The following is a 15,524-nucleotide window of genomic DNA, read 5'->3' as shown; positions in this document are numbered from 1 at the left end:
GCGCGGTTCCCGAGCAGCGGAGCGCTCAGGCCTGGGCGAGGAGATAGTTCACGAGGGCGTCGACGAGGGCGCGGGTGCCTTCCTCGCGCTGGGCACCGGTGTCGAATCCATCGAGGTGGGCACCGAATTCGACGAGAGTGAGCTTGGTGCCGGTGGTGGTCGGTTCGAATTCCCAGGTGGCTACCGAGGTGGAGATATGGGAGCCGTTCAGCCACATGTCGTAGGTGTAGACGAGACGTTCGTTGTCGACGATGTCGGTGTAGGTCGCGACGAAGCGGGAGGTCATCTTCTTCTCGAAGGTGCCTTCGTTGATCTCGCGTCCGCCGACCTCGAAGTCGACCGAGACCTCGCCCTGCTCCCAGCCTTCCTCACCGCCGAACCATTTCGCCTTGACGGCGGGGTCGGCGAAGGCCTGGAAGACGACGGCGGGCGCGACGGGCACCTCGCGTTCGATGGTGAACTGGGCGTGATTGATGGAGCGGATCACCGTGTCGGTCATTGTTCTTCTCCCTCTGGGGTTTTGGTTGATTCCACGAGAAATGCCGTGAGCCGGTCCACCTGCCGCTGCGCCGGTGGACGTTGGCGGTGCAGCCAGTCCATCGCGGTCCCGAAGGCATCCGGCACCAGCTGGTAGGTGCGCACGCGCCCGATCTTCGCCGAACTGACGAGCCGACCGGCCTCCAGCGCTTTCAGGTGCTGCACGATCGTCGGGAGCGCGACCTCGAACGGTGCGGCGAGATCCGACACCGATGCGGGCCCACGCGCCAGCCGTTCGACGATCGCGCGACGAGTCGGATCGGCCAATGCCCGAAAAACACTGTCGAGTCCTACGTCCGGTTCGTCGCTCGAATACTTAGGCACATACCTAAGTATTCACATCTACCGCGGTCTGCGCAACCCTTAGTTCGTTTGCTCCGATGTCGGCCGCCGTCGCCTACGTCGAGCACGACCTGCGCAAGATCTCCGCCTACATCGCGACCCTGGCCGTCCCCACCATGATCGCCGGCATCTACGGCATGAACTTCGATCACATGCCCGAACTCCACCAGACCTCGGGCTACCCCGCCACGGTGTTCGTCATGGTCGCCGTCTGCACCGCCCTGATCGTCGTCTTCCGACGTATCCGCTGGTTGTGAAAGTTCGACCCGGTCAGACGAGTCGACCCCATCGGGTCGCCACGAACCCGCAGAGCGCGATGGCGGTGGTCATCCGCTTCCAGAGCCGCACCATCGCGAGCTCGAGGATGATGCCTATGCGGTCGGCACAGGTGGTGGCCTCCGCCAGCGCCATCCGGTCATAGACCAGGGCTGGGTCACTGAGGATCTCGTCCAGCCTCAGTCCTGATATCGCCTGATCAGACGTCAGGCCGAATTCCGGCAGCCAGGTGAGCCGCCAACGACCGTCGCCCCCGAGAATCGCCCGCTCGGGCGTCCTGTCGCTGCTCATGGTCCGATTCGTGCGGAAGATCGTCATCACTACCTCCTCGGCCGTCAGCTCTCGACGTCCATTTCCGAGGATCCTCGGAAATCGGCGCGGACAACAGCTGGCAAAGTGGTCGGAATCGGAATATCATCCACAAACCCCGACGTGAAAGCCAAAAATTCCAGAGGATCACATAGGTACGACTCAATGACGCCGCCAACAGCTACCGGTGGGCACCGTTGCAGGTGTCTCAACTCCGGTCGAAGGCCGTGAGGATCTGTTCGGCGGCGAGGGCGGGGGTGAGCGTTCCAGCGCGGACAGCCGATTCCACCTGCGCGCGAACATCTTTCACGTTCGGATTGTCGGCCAGACGGCGCAGGATCTGGTCGTGGACCATGGTCCAGGTCCAGTCGACCTGCTGGCGGCGGCGCTTCTCGGCGAATTCGCCCGCCTCGGTGAGCACCCGACGGTGGTCGAGGACGGTGCTCCAGAACTTGTCGAGGCCAACGCCTTCCAGGCCGCTCATGGTGAGCACCGGCGGTTTCCACAGCGCGTCGTGCGGGTGGATCAGGCGCAGCGCCCCCGCCAGTTCGCGGGCGGCGCCCTTGGCCTCGAGCTCGTGTTTGCCGTCGGCCTTGTTGACCGCGACGAGTTCGGCGAGTTCCAGCACGCCCTTCTTGATGCCCTGCAACTGATCTCCGGTGCGGGCCAGGGTGAGGAAGCAGAACACGTCGACCATATTGGCGACGGTCACCTCGGACTGGCCGACGCCGACGGTCTCCACGAGGATCACGTCGTATCCGGCGGCCTCCAGGAGCACAATCGTCTCGCGGGTCGCCTTGGCCACGCCGCCGAGAGTGCCCGCGGTCGGGGACGGCCGGATGAACGCGCCGGCTTCCAGCGACAATCGCGCCATGCGCGTCTTGTCACCGAGGATCGAACCGCCGGTGCGGGTCGACGACGGATCTACCGCGAGTACCGCGACCCGATGCCCCTTGGCGAGCAGGTACATGCCGAGGGCATCGATGAAGGTCGACTTGCCGACGCCGGGCACGCCGGTGATGCCGACCCGGTTCGAGACGACACTGCCCGGCTCGGCCGCCACCCGCAGCAACAACTGCTGAGCCAGCTCCCGGTGATCGGAGCGGGTGGATTCGACCAGCGTGATCGCGCGGGCCAGCGCCGACCGCTGCCCTGCTTTGACCTCGTCGGCGAGCGCGTCGACGTCGATCGTCCGGCGAACACCTGAGGCGGTGCGCCCTTCGTTGCGTGGCGAGCCGACGCCCGCGGTGGTCCCCAGCCGAGGGTGCACCTCGGCACCCCCGGCTATCTGTGCTGCGTCGCTCATACTGTTCCGATACGGCATGCTCGGGCGCCCTTCGTGATGACGCCGGCTGCCGCCTGCGGGCGCTGACCGCTCATGCCTGTGTGCCGCCGCCGATCTCGTGCCCGAGCGCGGCACCCAGCTTCTTCAGCAGGTCGATCGCCGCGTCGGCGATGACGGTGCCCGGCGGGAAGATCGCCGCCGCACCGGCCTCGTAGAGCTCGTCGAAGTCACCGGGCGGGATCACGCCGCCGACGATGACCATGATGTCGGGACGACCCACATCGGCCAGTGCCTGCCGCAGCGCGGGCACCAGCGTGAGGTGACCAGCGGCCAGCGAGGACACACCGACGATGTGCACGTCGTTGTCGGCCGCCTGGCGCGCCACCTCTTCGGGGGTCTGGAACAGCGGGCCCACGTCGACGTCCATGCCGAGGTCGGCGAACGCGGTCGCGATCACCTTCTGGCCGCGGTCGTGTCCGTCCTGGCCCATCTTGGCGACCAGGATGCGGGGGCGACGACCCTCGGCCTCGCCGAATTCCTCCACCAGCGCGATGGCGGCGCCGATGTTGGAGGCCTTGCCTGCTTCGTCACGGTACACACCGGACAGGGTACGGATCTCGGCCTGATGGCGACCGTATACCTTCTCCAGCGCGTCGGAGATCTCGCCGACGGTGGCGTTGGCGCGGGCCGCGTTGATCGCGAGCGCGAGGAGATTGTTCTCCATACCGCCTTCGGAAGCCGTTGCCGCACGGGTCAATTCGGCAAGCGCCTGCTCCACTGCCGCCGAATCCCGTTCGGCGCGCAGGCGTTCGAGCTTCTCGATCTGCTCGGCGCGCACCCGCGAGTTCTCGACCTTGAGGACCTCGACCGCGTGGTCCTCTTCCACCTGGTACTTGTTGACCCCGATCACCGGCTGCTGCCCGGTGTCGATGCGCGCCTGGGTCCGCGCGGCGGCCTCTTCGATGCGCAGCTTCGGAATGCCCTCCGAAATCGCCTGGGCCATACCGCCGTGCGCCTCGACCTCGGCGATGTGGGCGCGCGCCCGCTCGGCGAGCTGGTGGGTGAGCCACTCGACGTAGTACGAGCCGCCCCACGGGTCGATCGGGCGGGTGGTGTTGGATTCCTGCTGGATGAGCAGCTGGGTGTTGCGGGCGATGCGGGCGGAGAAGTCCGTCGGCAGGGCCAGGGCTTCGTCGAGGGCGTTGGTGTGCAGCGACTGGGTGTGCCCCTGGGTCGCGGCCATCGCCTCGATGCAGGTGCGCGCCACATTGTTGTAGGCGTCCTGCGCGGTCAGCGACCACCCCGAGGTCTGCGAATGTGTGCGCAGCGACAGCGATTTCGCGCTCTTGGGTTCGAACTTCGACACCAGCTCGCTCCACAGCAGACGCCCCGCGCGCAGCTTGGCGACCTCCATGAAGAAGTTCATGCCGATGGCCCAGAAGAACGACAGGCGCGGCGCGAACTTGTCCACGTCCATGCCCGCGGCGATACCGGCGCGGAGGTACTCCACACCGTCGGCCAGGGTGTAGGCCAGCTCCAGATCGGCTGTCGCACCGGCCTCTTGGATGTGGTAACCCGAGATGGAGATCGAGTTGAACTTCGGCATCTTCGCACTGGTGAAGGCGAAGATGTCGGAGATGATCCGCATCGAGGGCTTGGGCGGGTAGATGTAGGTGTTGCGGACCATGAACTCTTTCAGAATGTCGTTCTGAATGGTTCCGGCCAGCTGCTCGGGCGTCACGCCCTGCTCTTCGGCGGCGACAACGTAGAGCGCCAGGATCGGCAGCACCGCACCGTTCATGGTCATCGACACCGACACCTGGTCAAGGGGGATCTGGTCGAAGAGCTGGCGCATGTCCAGGATCGAGTCGATCGCGACACCGGCCATACCGACGTCACCTTGCACGCGCGGGTGGTCGGAGTCGTAGCCGCGGTGGGTGGCGAGGTCGAAGGCGACCGAAAGCCCCTTCTGGCCCGCCTGCAAGTTGCGGCGGTAGAAGGCGTTGGAGTCGGCTGCGGTGGAGAAGCCGGCGTACTGGCGGATGGTCCATGGCTGGTTCACATACATGGTCGGGTACGGACCACGAAGGAACGGCGCGACGCCGGGGACGGTGTCGAGGGGATAGCCCTGTGCGACAACCGCATCCCGGTCGGCCTTGGTGAACACCGGCGCAACGTCGATGCCCTCGGGGGTCGACCAGACCAGCTGCTCGGCAGTGGTGTGGTTGGCCGTCGCGGCATCGGCCACGAAGGTGCGCACCTGCTCGGCGTCGACGGCGGCGGGCGCGGGCGCACGGTCGGTCAGCGGCACCTCGGCGAAGCTGCCGATGACGTGCTCGATATCGGATGTGGTCATCAGGCTCCCACCTTCTCCAGCAGCTGCGACAGGACCGCGACCGCGTCGATGCGCAAGGCCAGGTACCCGTCAGGACGCTGCGTCCCGCTGAATTGCGCGACCGACTTCTCCGGTCCGGCCAGCAGCACGGTCTCGATTCCGGCGGCGCGCAGGGCGTCGGTCGCGGCTCCCGCCTGTTCGCCGTAGCGCTTGTCGGCACCGCACAGCACCGCGATCCGCGCACCGGATTCCGCGGCGGTGGCAGCGATGGCGTCGATCGTGAGGGGGCCGGGGTTGACCGACTCGATACCACCCGATGCCAGCACGTTCGCGGTGAAGATGGTGCGCGCGTTGTGTTCGGCGACCGGGCCCAGCGGCACGATCAGCGCCTTGGGGCGGGCGCCGTTGGCAGCCAGGTACGCATCGGAACGGTTGCGCAGCGCCTCGAAGGCAGCGCCGTAGCGCGCGTTCGGGCCGGGTTCACGAGCCTGCTCCGACAGCGGGGTCTCGGCGAGGTTGGGGAACTCGTTGACGCCGGTGACCGCGGTCCGGCGATGGGCGACGTCGGCGGCGCGCGTGGCGGCGGTCTCGGCGATCCGGGCCGCGAGCACACCGGCGTCGAGCGCGGCGAGGTAACCGCCCGCCGACTCGAGCTCCTGCATGAACTCCCACGCCTTGGCGGCGAGTTCGTCGGTGAGCGCATCGACGTACCAGGAACCGGCGGCCGGGTCCTGCACGTGCCCGAGGCGGGATTCCTCGAGCAGCAGCAGCTGGGTGTTGCGAGCCAGGCGCTGGGAGAACGTCGTCGAGACGCCGAGTTCGCCCGCGGGCAGAGCCGCGTCGAAAGGCAGCACGGTCACCGAATCGGCACCGCCGACACCGGCGCCGAACGCGGCGAGCGTGGCGCGCAACAGGTTCACCCAGGGGTCACGCTGGGTCATCATCGCGGCCGAGGTGACAGCGTGCTGCGGCGCGGCGCCGAAGGCGGGAGCACCGGAGACCTGAGCGACTCGAGCCCACAGGCGCCGGGCAGCGCGGAACTTCACGATGGTGGCGAACTGATCGTCGGTGGCCGCGAAGCGGAACTCGAGCTGGCCGAACGCGTCGGCGATGTCGACCCCGGCGCCGGTCAGCAGGCGCAGGTAGGCCAGACCGGCCGCGACGGCGGCGCCCACCTCCTGTGCGTCGGCGGCACCGGCGTTATGGAAGGCGATGCCGTCCACGGTGATCGCGCGGACCGTCTCGGGCCGGGCGATCGCGCGCACGGCCAGTGCCACGGTCTCGGCCTGGTCCAGGTCCTCGGCGCCGGTGAAGGCACTCGTCAGCGGGGCGGCGCCGAGGCCGATCCGGATCTGCGGGCGATCGGCGATCGAGTACCCGTCGAGCACCTCGAACACGCGCTCAGCGGCAGCATTGGTGGCCGCACCGGCCACCAGCGTCAGCGGGGCCAGCTCGAACAGCACGCCGCGCAGGGCGACCGGGATATCGTCGACGGCGACACCGTAGGTGCCCACTCCGAGCGCGATCGCGCTCACACCGTTCTCCAGACCGGTCAGGATCACCCGGTTGGTGGCCTCGGCGTCGTCTTCACCGGCGAACGCACCGACGAACCAGCCGCGCTGCGGGTCGCGAGTGGCGTCGCCACCGCGCACATACGGGAAGGCGCCGGGCAGCGGCTGCTCGGGCAGCTCGTCGCGGCGGGTGTAGAGCGGGGCGATCGTCAGCCCGTCATAGGTGGTCTCGTCGAGCAGATGTTCCGGTTCGGCGGGGAGCTCGGAAGCCTCGACCCGTCGCGCTTTCGCCAGCACACCCGCCACGCCCTTGCGCCACGCGGCGTACTCGGGCACCGGATCCGGTGCGAGCCCCGCCCCGGACTCTGAAGCAATCGGCATAGCTGCTGTTCTCTCTTCCATTCGACGACCGCACCCCGGTGTGCTGCCGGTCCGTGAAATCCCACCAACGGGCCCACAGCGAACCAGGATGTTTCCGGTTCCCTCCTGATGCTATCTGTGACACCACGTCCGCTCACTCGGGCCATCCCCTACCGGCCGGTACGCTTACCCGGGTGTCCCGACTGATCCGCTCCCCGCGCCTGCTCATCGCCCTGGCCGGGCTCGCCGGACTGTTCGTGGTGGCGATGATGGTTCCGTTGCCGGGCCCGCAGCAGATCCGCGAGTGGGCCGGTGGCGCCGGGCCGCTGTTGCCGTTGCTGTTCTTCCTCTTCTACGCGGTGGTCGCCGTCGCTCCCGTTCCGCGCACCGTGCTCACCGTGACCAGCGGCGTGCTGTTCGGTCCGATCCTCGGTTCGGTCATCGCCATGGCCGCCACGGGTGTGAGCGCGACCGTGGCTCTGCTCGGGGTACGCGCGCTGGGCCGCGACCGGGTCGCCGAACACCTGACCCACCCGGCGGTGCGGGCGATCGATGATCGGCTGGCCCGGCGTGGTTGGCTCGCGGTGGCCGCGCTGCGGTTGATTGCCCTTGCCCCCTTCTCGATCGTCAACTACTGCTGCGGGCTGTCGTCGGTCCGGGTCGCCCCGTATCTCGGTGCGACACTGGCCGGTTCGGCGCCCGGCACGATCTCGACAGTGGTGCTGGCCGGTTCACTGGCAGGCGAGGGCCACCCGATCGCGATCACCGTGTCGGCCGTCTGCTTGTCGATCGGGCTGATCGGGCTGATCGTCGACCTTCGGCTCCCGGTCGACGCGGCGGTTCCCGAGCCGGAGCCCGCCACCCCCTGACCGACGGCGCGCCTGCTCCGAGCAGTCCCGATCCGCCCGGATAATCCCAGGTCATGGCGATCACGGTGGGCCGCAGATCAGCACTCACACTCCTGGCCGGACTCCCGCTGCTGGCGGCGGGCACAGCCCGCGCGCAGCCCTCACTCGGTCCTGGAGTCGGCGTCGACCCGAACCGCACCCCGGTCCGCTACACGATGACCGCCTTCCGCACCGACAGCGATACCACCCTCGCGGTCTACGAATCCACCGACGGCACCGACTTCACCCCGGTCCGCGAACACGCGTACTCGCCGCCGGTCGGCCTGGTCCGCGATCCGAGCGTGCTGCTGCACACCGACGGTCACTACTACCTCACCTACACGATCGCCGGTGACGCAGGCGCGATCGGCTTGGCCCGCAGCCGTGACCGGATCCCTGGACGTTCCTCGGCAACGTGCCGATGCTGGTGGTGGGCCGACTCGAAGGCGCGTGGGCACCGGAGTGGTACGCCGACGCGGCGGGTCGGGTCGGCATCATCGTGTCGCTGACCTGGGGACACGGTTTCACCCCGCATCTGCTCATCCCGCTCGACGCCGGGCTCACCAGCTGGGCGCCGCCGGTGCCCCTGCTCGGACTCGGTCCCGCCGGGCCCGGCTCGCTGGGACATATCGACACCACGCTTGTCCGCCTGGACGGTCGCTTGTTCGCGTTCGTGAAGAACGAGGACTCCAAGCTGATCGAACTCGCCGTCGCCGACCGGCCGGTCGGGCCGTACCGATTCATCGCGACCGGCGACTGGGCGGGCTGGGGTGGCCCGCGCGAGGGTCAGTCGGTCGTCCGCCTGCCCGACGGCGGGCACCGCATCTACCTGGACGCCTACACCGAGGCGCGCTACTACTACAGCGACAGTCACGACGGGTTCCGTACGTGGTCACCGCCGGCCGAACTGCCCGGCCTGTCGGGGGTCGTCCGGCACGGCACGGTCCTCACCGAGTTCAGTGCGCTGATCTGAACTAAAACCCCAATACTCCAGGGGCACGTGGTTTAGGTTGTGATTCGGAACAAATCTGAAAGTGAGCTTCTTCACACCTCCCAGTTGTGAAGAACTAATATTTCAGAAAACTCTCAGAGTTATAGACTCGGGATAGCCCAGGGTTCGCCAGCTACATCCGGTGCGGGATCCAGAGCAACATCCGGTGACGCGCCCGCGATCACCGAATCCCCGTCGCGCCGTTCTCGGCTTGCACTCCCATGAGGTGACCCGCCATGGAATACACCCATCTCTCCGAATTCCGGATTCGCTGCGGCGACCTCGTGATCTGGACCCCCGAACTCACCTCCCCCGACACCTGGCGCGACGACGAACGCCCCCTCGCGAGTGTCCACGAGCAGTACCTCGGCTTCCTCGATCCCGAGGACGCCCGGCCGGGACGCGGCCGCTGGATCGGCACCATCTTCGAGATGGACGCCCCCCTCGACGCCGCAGCCTGGGCCACGACCCTGCGGCTGTGGCACGACCGCCACGAGGGATTCCGCACCACCGTCGCTCCCACCGGTGACGGCGGCTACCACCGCGTGACCACCGCCCCCGGCACCGTCGGTATCACCGGCGCCGCGGTCACCGATCTCTCCGACGGCGACGAGATCAACGAGTACCTCTGCGACGCACTGGAATTGCGTCTGTCGGCGTTGACGTGGCCGCACCTGCTGGTGGCCACGGTCGCCCACGACACCGACGACTTCACCGTCCTGGTCGGCGCCGACCACTCGGTGCTCGATGCCTACTCCCAAGCCGTGCTCATCCTCGAGCTGCGCACCCTCTACGCCGCGGTGACCACCGGCGGCGAGATCCGCGACTCGGCCACCTTCGGCAGCCCGGCCGACTACGCCGTCATCGAGCGCGCGGCCGCCGAGGAACTCGACCCCGACTCCCCCGCCGTCGCGGTGTGGCGCGAATTCCTCGGTGCGCCGGGCTCTCCCATGCCCCGCTTCGGTGCCGACCAGGTCGCCGTCCTCGACGGTGAGCACGCCCAGCCCAGCGTCTCGCGCACGCTGATCGGCATCGAACAGCTCGAGGAGATCGAGGCGGCGCTCGATCGAATCAAGCACCGGCTTTCGGTGACCGTGTTCGCGGCGTTGGCGATGGCCTCCCGGGAGACCTTCGGCGAGGACCGGTTCCGCACGGTCATGCCGATCGCGACCCGGCCCGACCTCACCTGGCTCGAGTCGATGGGCTGGTTCGTCAATGTCGTCCCGGTCGACGTCACATTGCCCCCTGGCGCGGACATGACCGTCGCGCTGCACGAGACCCGCGCCTCGCTCAAGCGTGCCCACCTCTGCAACGACGCATCCTGGGGCCGTTCCCTGGCAATGGTCGGCGCGGTGGAGGGCCCGACCTACGGTGCCTCCTTCCTCGACATCCGCATGCTGCCCGACTACGAATTGGTCGCCGACCTGCGCGGACGGACGTTGCGTGCGGTGTCGTACTCCACCGAAGAGGTGTACTTCTGGGTCGTGCGCGGCCCCGACGGCCTCTATGTCTCCACCCGGCACCCCGCGGGCCTGCCCGGCGAGGTGATGGAACGCTTCCTCACCGAGTTCGCCAGGGCCATGTACGCGGTGACCATGGTGCCGGTCGAGACCACACCGGTCACCGACACCGCGCCGGCACTGAGCGCGGGCTGAGAATGCGTGCACTGCTGGCCTTCACCGGGAGCCGGGGCGACGCCCAGCCCGGCATTCTCCTGGCCCGCGAGCTGCTGGCTCGCGGGCACTCGGTGACGCTCGCGCTGTCGCCCAATCTCGTCGACTTCGCCACCGCGCACGGCATCGCCGCCGTCGGTTTCGGCCGCGACAGCGCCGAGCTGCTGCGCACCCAGCACGACGATCACCGTTTCCGCAGTCCGAATCCGCGCCGGCGGGTGCGCGCGGTGCTGGATCTGCAGCGGCGCGGGGTCGTCGAGGCGGTGCGTGACCTGCTGGTTCTCGCACCGGGTCACGACGTGCTCGTAACCGGGATGGCGGGCGAGGAAGCGGCCGAGAAGGCCGCGCGTCGCGTCGGACTACCGTTGGCGGCAGTGCACTTCTTTCCGATCCATCCGAATCGGTCGGTGCCGGTGATTCCCACCGCGTGGGGCGCCCGGATCCCCGGGGCGCTCAACCGGCGGATCTGGTCGGGACTGCGCTGGGCACGTGATGCCGCGCTGGAACAGCCGCTGTCGGAGTTCGGGATCGTCGAACATCGGCTGCCCGACCGGGTGTCGATCCAGGCCTATGACGTCGGCCTGTTTCCCGGATTGGCCGACGAGCTACCGGATCGTCACCCGGTGACCGGATTCGCCGTCGATACCGACGGATTCCTCAGCGCACCCACCGATCCCGCGCTGGCCGCGTGGCTCGGCGCCGGTTCGGCACCGATCTACGTCGGCTTCGGCTCGATGGCGGTCGACGATCCGCCCGCACTGGTGGCGATGTTGCGCGCGGTCTGCGCACGCCGCGGTCGCAGACTTCTGCTGGCCGCGGGGTGGGCGGGCATCGAACCCGTCCTGTCCCCCGAGATGGCTGTCGTCGAGCAGCTCGACCATGCGTCGGTGTTCCCGCGCTGTCTGGCCGCGGTGCACCACGGCGGCGCGGGAACCACCGCAGCCGCGCTGAGAGCCGGTGTCCCGCAGGTGATCTGCGCGATCCAGTGCGACCAGCCGTACTGGGGCCGGGCGCTGGCCCGGCTCGGCCTGGCAGGCACCGTGCGCGCCGCCGATCTCACCGAGACCGAGCTCACCACCCTGCTCGACCGAGTCGCCGACCCGAACGTCGCGTCGCGGGCGGCCGCCTATGCGAGCCGGTTCGCGGGAACCGGGGTGGCACGTGCCGTCGACGAGGTGGAATCCCTTGTCCCCCTGTCATTCCCGACGCCGGTTTCCATCCATGCCGGGAGGCCACGGTGAACACCGACATCGCCGTCCGCACCAGCGGACTCGGTAAGTCCTATGGCGATTTCACCGCCGTCGGCAGCGTCGACCTCAGTATCGCGGCCGGATCGGTGTTCGCGATGCTCGGCCCCAACGGCGCGGGCAAGACCACCACCGTCCGCATGCTCGCGACACTGTTGCGACCGGATCGAGGCAGCGCCGAGGTGTTCGGCTACGACGTCGTGCGCGAGGCGACCGCGGTGCGTTCGATGATCGGCCTCACCGGTCAGTACGCCTCCGTCGACGAAACCCTCACCGCCGGTGAGAATTTGCGCCTGTTCGGTCGGCTGCTCGGCCTGTCGCGGCGCGCTGCCGCCGGCCGCGCCGATGAACTCCTCGAGGAATTCGAACTCTCGGCCGTCGCGCGCCGCAGCGTCAGCGCGTTCTCCGGAGGCATGCGACGTCGCCTCGATCTGGCCGCGACGCTGATCACGGTGCCTGCGCTGATCTTCCTCGACGAGCCGACCACCGGCCTCGATCCGCACACCCGCGACCGCATGTGGGGCATCGTGCGCGGACTGGTCGCCCGCGGCGCCACCGTGCTGCTCACCACCCAGTACCTGGAGGAAGCCGACGCACTCGCCGACCGGATCGCGGTCATCGACCGTGGCACGCTCGTTGCCGACGGCACGCCCGCCGAACTCAAGTCCTCCATCGGCGAGCAGGTGCTGCGCCTGGACATCCCCGACACCGCCGACCTGCGCCGGGCCGAGGCGCTGATCCAGGAGATCACCGGCGATGTGCCGGAAGGTTCGTCGACGGGGACGTTGACGGTCACGTTGCACGACGTCGCGCGCGGCGCCGACATCGTCGCCGCCTGCCGCGACGGGGGCATCACCCTGCGCGGTTTCGCGGTGGACCGGCCCGATCTCAACGAGGTGTTCCTGTCGCTGACCGGACACGCACGCTCCGTGGACGCGGCATGACGACCCTTCGCGAAAGTTCGAGAACCACCATGACTCGCACCGCCGAGATGCCGAAACACGTGGTGCGCAAGCCACGCGTGACCCGTGTCAGTCCGCTTGCGGCGCTGCATCATTCGCTGATGATGGCGTGGCGCGGACTGCTCACCTTCCGGCACAGCCCGCAACTGCTCTACGACGCCATCCTGCTGCCGATCGTCGGCCCGGTGCTGTTCGGCAGCATCTTCGGCACCGCCATCGCGGGCAGCATGGCGGCGTACCTGCCCATCATGATCCCCGGCGTGCTGGTCCAGATCGTGCTCACGTCCTCGGTCGCCACCGGCGTGCAATTGTCCGAGGACATCCACTCGGGGGTCTTCGACCGCTTCGTCGCCATGCCGATCGCCCGATCCGCCCCGGTAGCCGGAGCATTGCTGGCCGGGGCGGTGCGTTACCTGATCGCCGCGACCACCGTCGTGATCGTCGGGTTCTGCATGGGCTACCGGCCCGAGCACACCGCCGGATTCCTGGCAGGCGCGGTGCTGGTCGTGTTCGCCACCACCGCCATCAGCTGGCTGTTCGCGTTCATCGGCGCCACCATCGCCCGCCCCGCCGCGGTGCAGGGCATGTCCATGCTGGTGCTCACCTTCCTCGGCTTCGCCTCCAATGCCCTGGTGCCCGAGGAATCCATGCCCACCTGGATGCGCCACGTCTCCGACCTGAATCCGGTGTCCTACCTCGTCTCCGCGGTGCGCACCCTCGCCGCGGACGGCACCGTCGGTGCCGATGCCTGGTGGTCGCTGGTCGCCTCGGTGGTGGTTGTCGCCGTCTTCGCGCCGCTGACGGTGCGCACCCTCCGTTCCCGCTAGGCGTACTTCCGCCTTCGCTACAGCCGTGCGCAGCTGAGGAACGCTGTCGCGTCGGCGCCCATTAGGAGCTTTTCGATGACTGTCATCTCCCCCGCTGTCGCGGTAGCCACCGAGCTCAACCGGATCACCGCCGACGACGACCTGTTCTTCAAACTGCACAGTCTCTACCCGAACGCCCTGGTCAACCAGCTGGCCTACCGCTTCGACACGGTGCTGAGCCGAGACCTGCTCGCGGACTGGCACGCGCATCTGGCGACCGGGTTCATCGCGCGGCGGGTTCGCACCACCCGTTTCCCGATCGCCCGCGCGCACTGGGAGCCCGCCACCGAATCCCTGCCGCTGCGGTGGTCGGACACCCCGATTCCCGAGGACCGGATTCTCGACTGGTTCCTCGAGCAGGCCGCCGTCGAATTCGACCCAGAGCGCGGACTGGTGTGGCAACTCGCCGGCGCGCCTGCCGAGTCCGGTGGCACTGTGGTCACCCTGGTCGCCTCGCACGTGGCGTGCGACGGCGGCGCCATGATGCACGCGATCGTCGATTCCCTCGACCGGCTGAACCGCGGTGCGGCACCCGACCGCTTCGCCAGCGCGGGCAGGCTCGTCGGCCCTGTGGCGGGCACGGGCCGCTTCGCCGCCGACCTCGCCGATGCCCGCGGCCAGCTCCGCGCCGTCGCCCGTGGCGTACGTGCGGCACGCCGATCCCGCGGTGTGCGCGAACCGGCCCGCAATCCACGCCCGGCCGCGCCGCGCTTACCGCATGCCGACACCTGGCAGGCCGCCGAGTCCATCGTCCAGCTCGATCTCGCCGAATGGGACGCCGTCGCCGCCGCGCACGGCGGAACCACCAACGGCCTGCTGATCGGCGTCGCTGTCGGGCTGCTCGGTCGCAGTGGCCGCGTCGCCGACGGTGCCGAGGTGCGCGTCGACATACCGCATTCGATGCGCGAGGCCGACGACCCGCGCGCCAACGCGACCACCGGGCTGCCGATCAGCGTCGGCTACCGCGCGGGCGAACGCGCCGATCTGCCCGCGGTCCGCGCCGCGCTCAAAGCGGCGGGCCTGGCCTACGGCAATCCCGAGACCATCCCACCGATCCAGCACCTGCAACCGGTGCAGATGCTGTTGCCGAAGGTGGTGCTGCACAAGTTCGCCCGCACCGCGAAGGCACCGGAATGCTTGTGCACCAACATGGGTCGCACAGCACAGAACATCGCGGTCCTCGGCTCGCACCGTGCGCGCGACGTCATCATGCGCCCGGTGGTCAATCCAGGCCCGGTCGAGTTGTTCCGTCAGGTAGAGGTCGGCGTCAATCTCGCCTTCTCCTGCGACGACGACACCGTGACACTCGTGGTCACCGGCGGCGACCCCGATCGTTTCCCGACCCGGGCGGCGCTGCGCGAGCTACTGGCGGCAGAGTTCGCCGACTGGGGACTGACTGCGCGGTTCTGGTGAGCGACTAGGAGGCTTCCTCGACGAATTCGGCAGCGTCTTCGACCTTTTCGATGCGCAGGGCGAACCGGAATCCGCACGATGCCTCCAGGGAAGCCGAACCACGCTGCGGGCGGTTGCACACCTCGATCCTGACATCGATGTCGTCGTAGCCGACGTGGAACCGATCCGCCATCCACAACTCGGTGTGCCAGGCCGTCTGCCCGGCGAGTACGTCACCCGCGCCGGGACGGAACTCGCCGCGCCGCACGCAGATCGGCGTGTACCCCTCGGTGTCGGGCGCCAGGTACAGCACAACCGGGCCGTGCATCTCGAGCAGCAACCGCAGGACGCGCAGGGCATTATCGCTGGCCTCGACCGCACGGTGGCGATGATCTACCTTGCGGCCGTGGGAATGTCGAACCATAGTGCGCTCCTCGCAGTTTCTCGGCGGTGATCGTGCTCGGGGCACACTATGGTTGCGAAAGGTTGGTCCAGGGTTGGTTCCGGTCTAAACCTGCGAAGATCACCCGCGCGTGTCACCGCCGCGGAAT

16 protein-coding genes are annotated in these 15,524 nt (G+C 68.5%); 9 read left to right on the top strand and 7 right to left on the bottom strand.

Translation table 11 applies throughout. The features are described from left to right. Window positions 1-25: 25 nt before the first annotated feature. Window positions 26-499, bottom strand: coding sequence for an SRPBCC domain-containing protein (locus tag ACTWPB_RS20695; protein ID WP_446222230.1), 474 nt, complete (start codon window positions 497-499; stop codon window positions 26-28). Next, window positions 496-861: an ArsR/SmtB family transcription factor gene (locus ACTWPB_RS20690; protein ID WP_446222229.1), complete on the bottom strand. Its 366-nt coding sequence runs from the start codon at window positions 859-861 to the stop codon at window positions 496-498. The genes ACTWPB_RS20695 and ACTWPB_RS20690 overlap by 4 nt, the downstream gene beginning before the upstream one ends. A gap of 56 nt (window positions 862-917) precedes the next feature. On the opposite strand from ACTWPB_RS20690, the gene ACTWPB_RS20685 reads away from it, so the two are divergent. Next, window positions 918-1,136, top strand: a complete 219-nt coding sequence (locus ACTWPB_RS20685; RefSeq protein ID WP_446222228.1) for a CorA family divalent cation transporter — start codon at window positions 918-920, stop codon at window positions 1,134-1,136. Between the two features lie 13 nt (window positions 1,137-1,149). Here ACTWPB_RS20685 and ACTWPB_RS20680 read toward each other — a convergent pair whose 3' ends face one another. The 4 genes from ACTWPB_RS20680 to ACTWPB_RS20665 form a co-directional block, all read right to left on the bottom strand. Further along, the gene (locus ACTWPB_RS20680) at window positions 1,150-1,446 is read right to left on the bottom strand and encodes a hypothetical protein (protein WP_446222227.1); all 297 of its coding nucleotides are present in this window, start codon (window positions 1,444-1,446) and stop codon (window positions 1,150-1,152) included. A 226-nt stretch (window positions 1,447-1,672) separates the two neighbouring features. Further along, entirely contained in the window at window positions 1,673-2,722 is a 1,050-nt protein-coding gene (meaB, locus tag ACTWPB_RS20675) for a methylmalonyl Co-A mutase-associated GTPase MeaB (protein ID WP_446226428.1), read from the bottom strand. 118 nt (window positions 2,723-2,840) lie between these two features. Continuing rightward, window positions 2,841-5,105, bottom strand: coding sequence for a methylmalonyl-CoA mutase (gene scpA, locus ACTWPB_RS20670; RefSeq protein ID WP_446222226.1), 2,265 nt, complete (start codon window positions 5,103-5,105; stop codon window positions 2,841-2,843). Further along, window positions 5,105-6,976, bottom strand: coding sequence for a methylmalonyl-CoA mutase family protein (locus tag ACTWPB_RS20665; protein WP_446222225.1), 1,872 nt, complete (start codon window positions 6,974-6,976; stop codon window positions 5,105-5,107). The genes scpA and ACTWPB_RS20665 overlap by 1 nt, the downstream gene beginning before the upstream one ends. Window positions 6,977-7,149: 173 nt before the next feature. Between ACTWPB_RS20665 and ACTWPB_RS20660 the strand changes: the two genes are divergently transcribed. The 8 genes from ACTWPB_RS20660 to ACTWPB_RS20625 all read left to right on the top strand — a co-directional run bounded on the left by ACTWPB_RS20660 (window position 7,150) and on the right by ACTWPB_RS20625 (window position 14,994). After that, complete coding sequence (locus ACTWPB_RS20660; RefSeq protein WP_446222224.1) at window positions 7,150-7,824, top strand: TVP38/TMEM64 family protein; 675 nt, start codon at window positions 7,150-7,152, stop codon at window positions 7,822-7,824. 53 nt (window positions 7,825-7,877) lie between these two features. After that, window positions 7,878-8,351 (top strand): hypothetical protein, encoded by a 474-nt coding sequence (locus ACTWPB_RS20655; RefSeq protein WP_446222223.1) that lies wholly within the window; start codon window positions 7,878-7,880, stop codon window positions 8,349-8,351. Next, window positions 8,258-8,815: a hypothetical protein gene (locus tag ACTWPB_RS20650; RefSeq protein WP_446222222.1), complete on the top strand. Its 558-nt coding sequence runs from the start codon at window positions 8,258-8,260 to the stop codon at window positions 8,813-8,815. Before ACTWPB_RS20655 ends, ACTWPB_RS20650 begins: the two co-directional genes overlap by 94 nt. 254 nt (window positions 8,816-9,069) lie before the next feature. After that, a complete protein-coding gene (locus ACTWPB_RS20645; protein WP_446222221.1) occupies window positions 9,070-10,488 on the top strand; it encodes a condensation domain-containing protein in 1,419 nt (472 codons plus the stop codon). Window positions 10,489-10,490: 2 nt separating this feature from the next. Beyond that, entirely contained in the window at window positions 10,491-11,747 is a 1,257-nt protein-coding gene (locus tag ACTWPB_RS20640; protein WP_446222220.1) for a glycosyltransferase, read from the top strand. After that, window positions 11,744-12,697, top strand: coding sequence for an ATP-binding cassette domain-containing protein (locus tag ACTWPB_RS20635; protein ID WP_446222219.1), 954 nt, complete (start codon window positions 11,744-11,746; stop codon window positions 12,695-12,697). Before ACTWPB_RS20640 ends, ACTWPB_RS20635 begins: the two co-directional genes overlap by 4 nt. 29 nt (window positions 12,698-12,726) lie before the next feature. Continuing rightward, window positions 12,727-13,542, top strand: a complete 816-nt coding sequence (locus tag ACTWPB_RS20630) for an ABC transporter permease (RefSeq protein ID WP_446222218.1) — start codon at window positions 12,727-12,729, stop codon at window positions 13,540-13,542. Between the two features lie 75 nt (window positions 13,543-13,617). Next, complete coding sequence (locus ACTWPB_RS20625) at window positions 13,618-14,994, top strand: hypothetical protein (RefSeq protein WP_446222217.1); 1,377 nt, start codon at window positions 13,618-13,620, stop codon at window positions 14,992-14,994. Window positions 14,995-14,998: 4 nt separating this feature from the next. On the opposite strand, the gene ACTWPB_RS20620 is transcribed toward ACTWPB_RS20625, so the two are convergent. Next, window positions 14,999-15,397 (bottom strand): DUF779 domain-containing protein, encoded by a 399-nt coding sequence (locus ACTWPB_RS20620; RefSeq protein WP_446222216.1) that lies wholly within the window; start codon window positions 15,395-15,397, stop codon window positions 14,999-15,001. Window positions 15,398-15,524 lie beyond the last annotated feature (127 nt).

The organism is Nocardia sp. IBHARD005 (assembly GCF_052814245.1).
Note: the sequence above shows the minus strand (reverse complement) of the source record. Positions and strands in the feature narration are given on the sequence as shown.

Excerpts from the sequence above, each read along its gene's own strand:
- ACTWPB_RS20695 (WP_446222230.1), bottom strand. The coding sequence starts at position 499 with ATGACCGACACGGTGATCCGCTCCATCAATCACGCCCAGTTCACCATC.
- ACTWPB_RS20685 (WP_446222228.1), top strand. The coding sequence starts at position 918 with ATGTCGGCCGCCGTCGCCTACGTCGAGCACGACCTGCGCAAGATCTCC.
- ACTWPB_RS20680 (WP_446222227.1), bottom strand. The coding sequence starts at position 1,446 with ATGAGCAGCGACAGGACGCCCGAGCGGGCGATTCTCGGGGGCGACGGT.
- scpA (WP_446222226.1), bottom strand. The coding sequence starts at position 5,105 with ATGACCACATCCGATATCGAGCACGTCATCGGCAGCTTCGCCGAGGTG.
- ACTWPB_RS20665 (WP_446222225.1), bottom strand. The coding sequence starts at position 6,976 with ATGCCGATTGCTTCAGAGTCCGGGGCGGGGCTCGCACCGGATCCGGTG.
- ACTWPB_RS20655 (WP_446222223.1), top strand. The coding sequence starts at position 7,878 with ATGGCGATCACGGTGGGCCGCAGATCAGCACTCACACTCCTGGCCGGA.
- ACTWPB_RS20645 (WP_446222221.1), top strand. The coding sequence starts at position 9,070 with ATGGAATACACCCATCTCTCCGAATTCCGGATTCGCTGCGGCGACCTC.
- ACTWPB_RS20640 (WP_446222220.1), top strand. The coding sequence starts at position 10,491 with ATGCGTGCACTGCTGGCCTTCACCGGGAGCCGGGGCGACGCCCAGCCC.
- ACTWPB_RS20630 (WP_446222218.1), top strand. The coding sequence starts at position 12,727 with ATGACTCGCACCGCCGAGATGCCGAAACACGTGGTGCGCAAGCCACGC.
- ACTWPB_RS20625 (WP_446222217.1), top strand. The coding sequence starts at position 13,618 with ATGACTGTCATCTCCCCCGCTGTCGCGGTAGCCACCGAGCTCAACCGG.
- ACTWPB_RS20620 (WP_446222216.1), bottom strand. The coding sequence starts at position 15,397 with ATGGTTCGACATTCCCACGGCCGCAAGGTAGATCATCGCCACCGTGCG.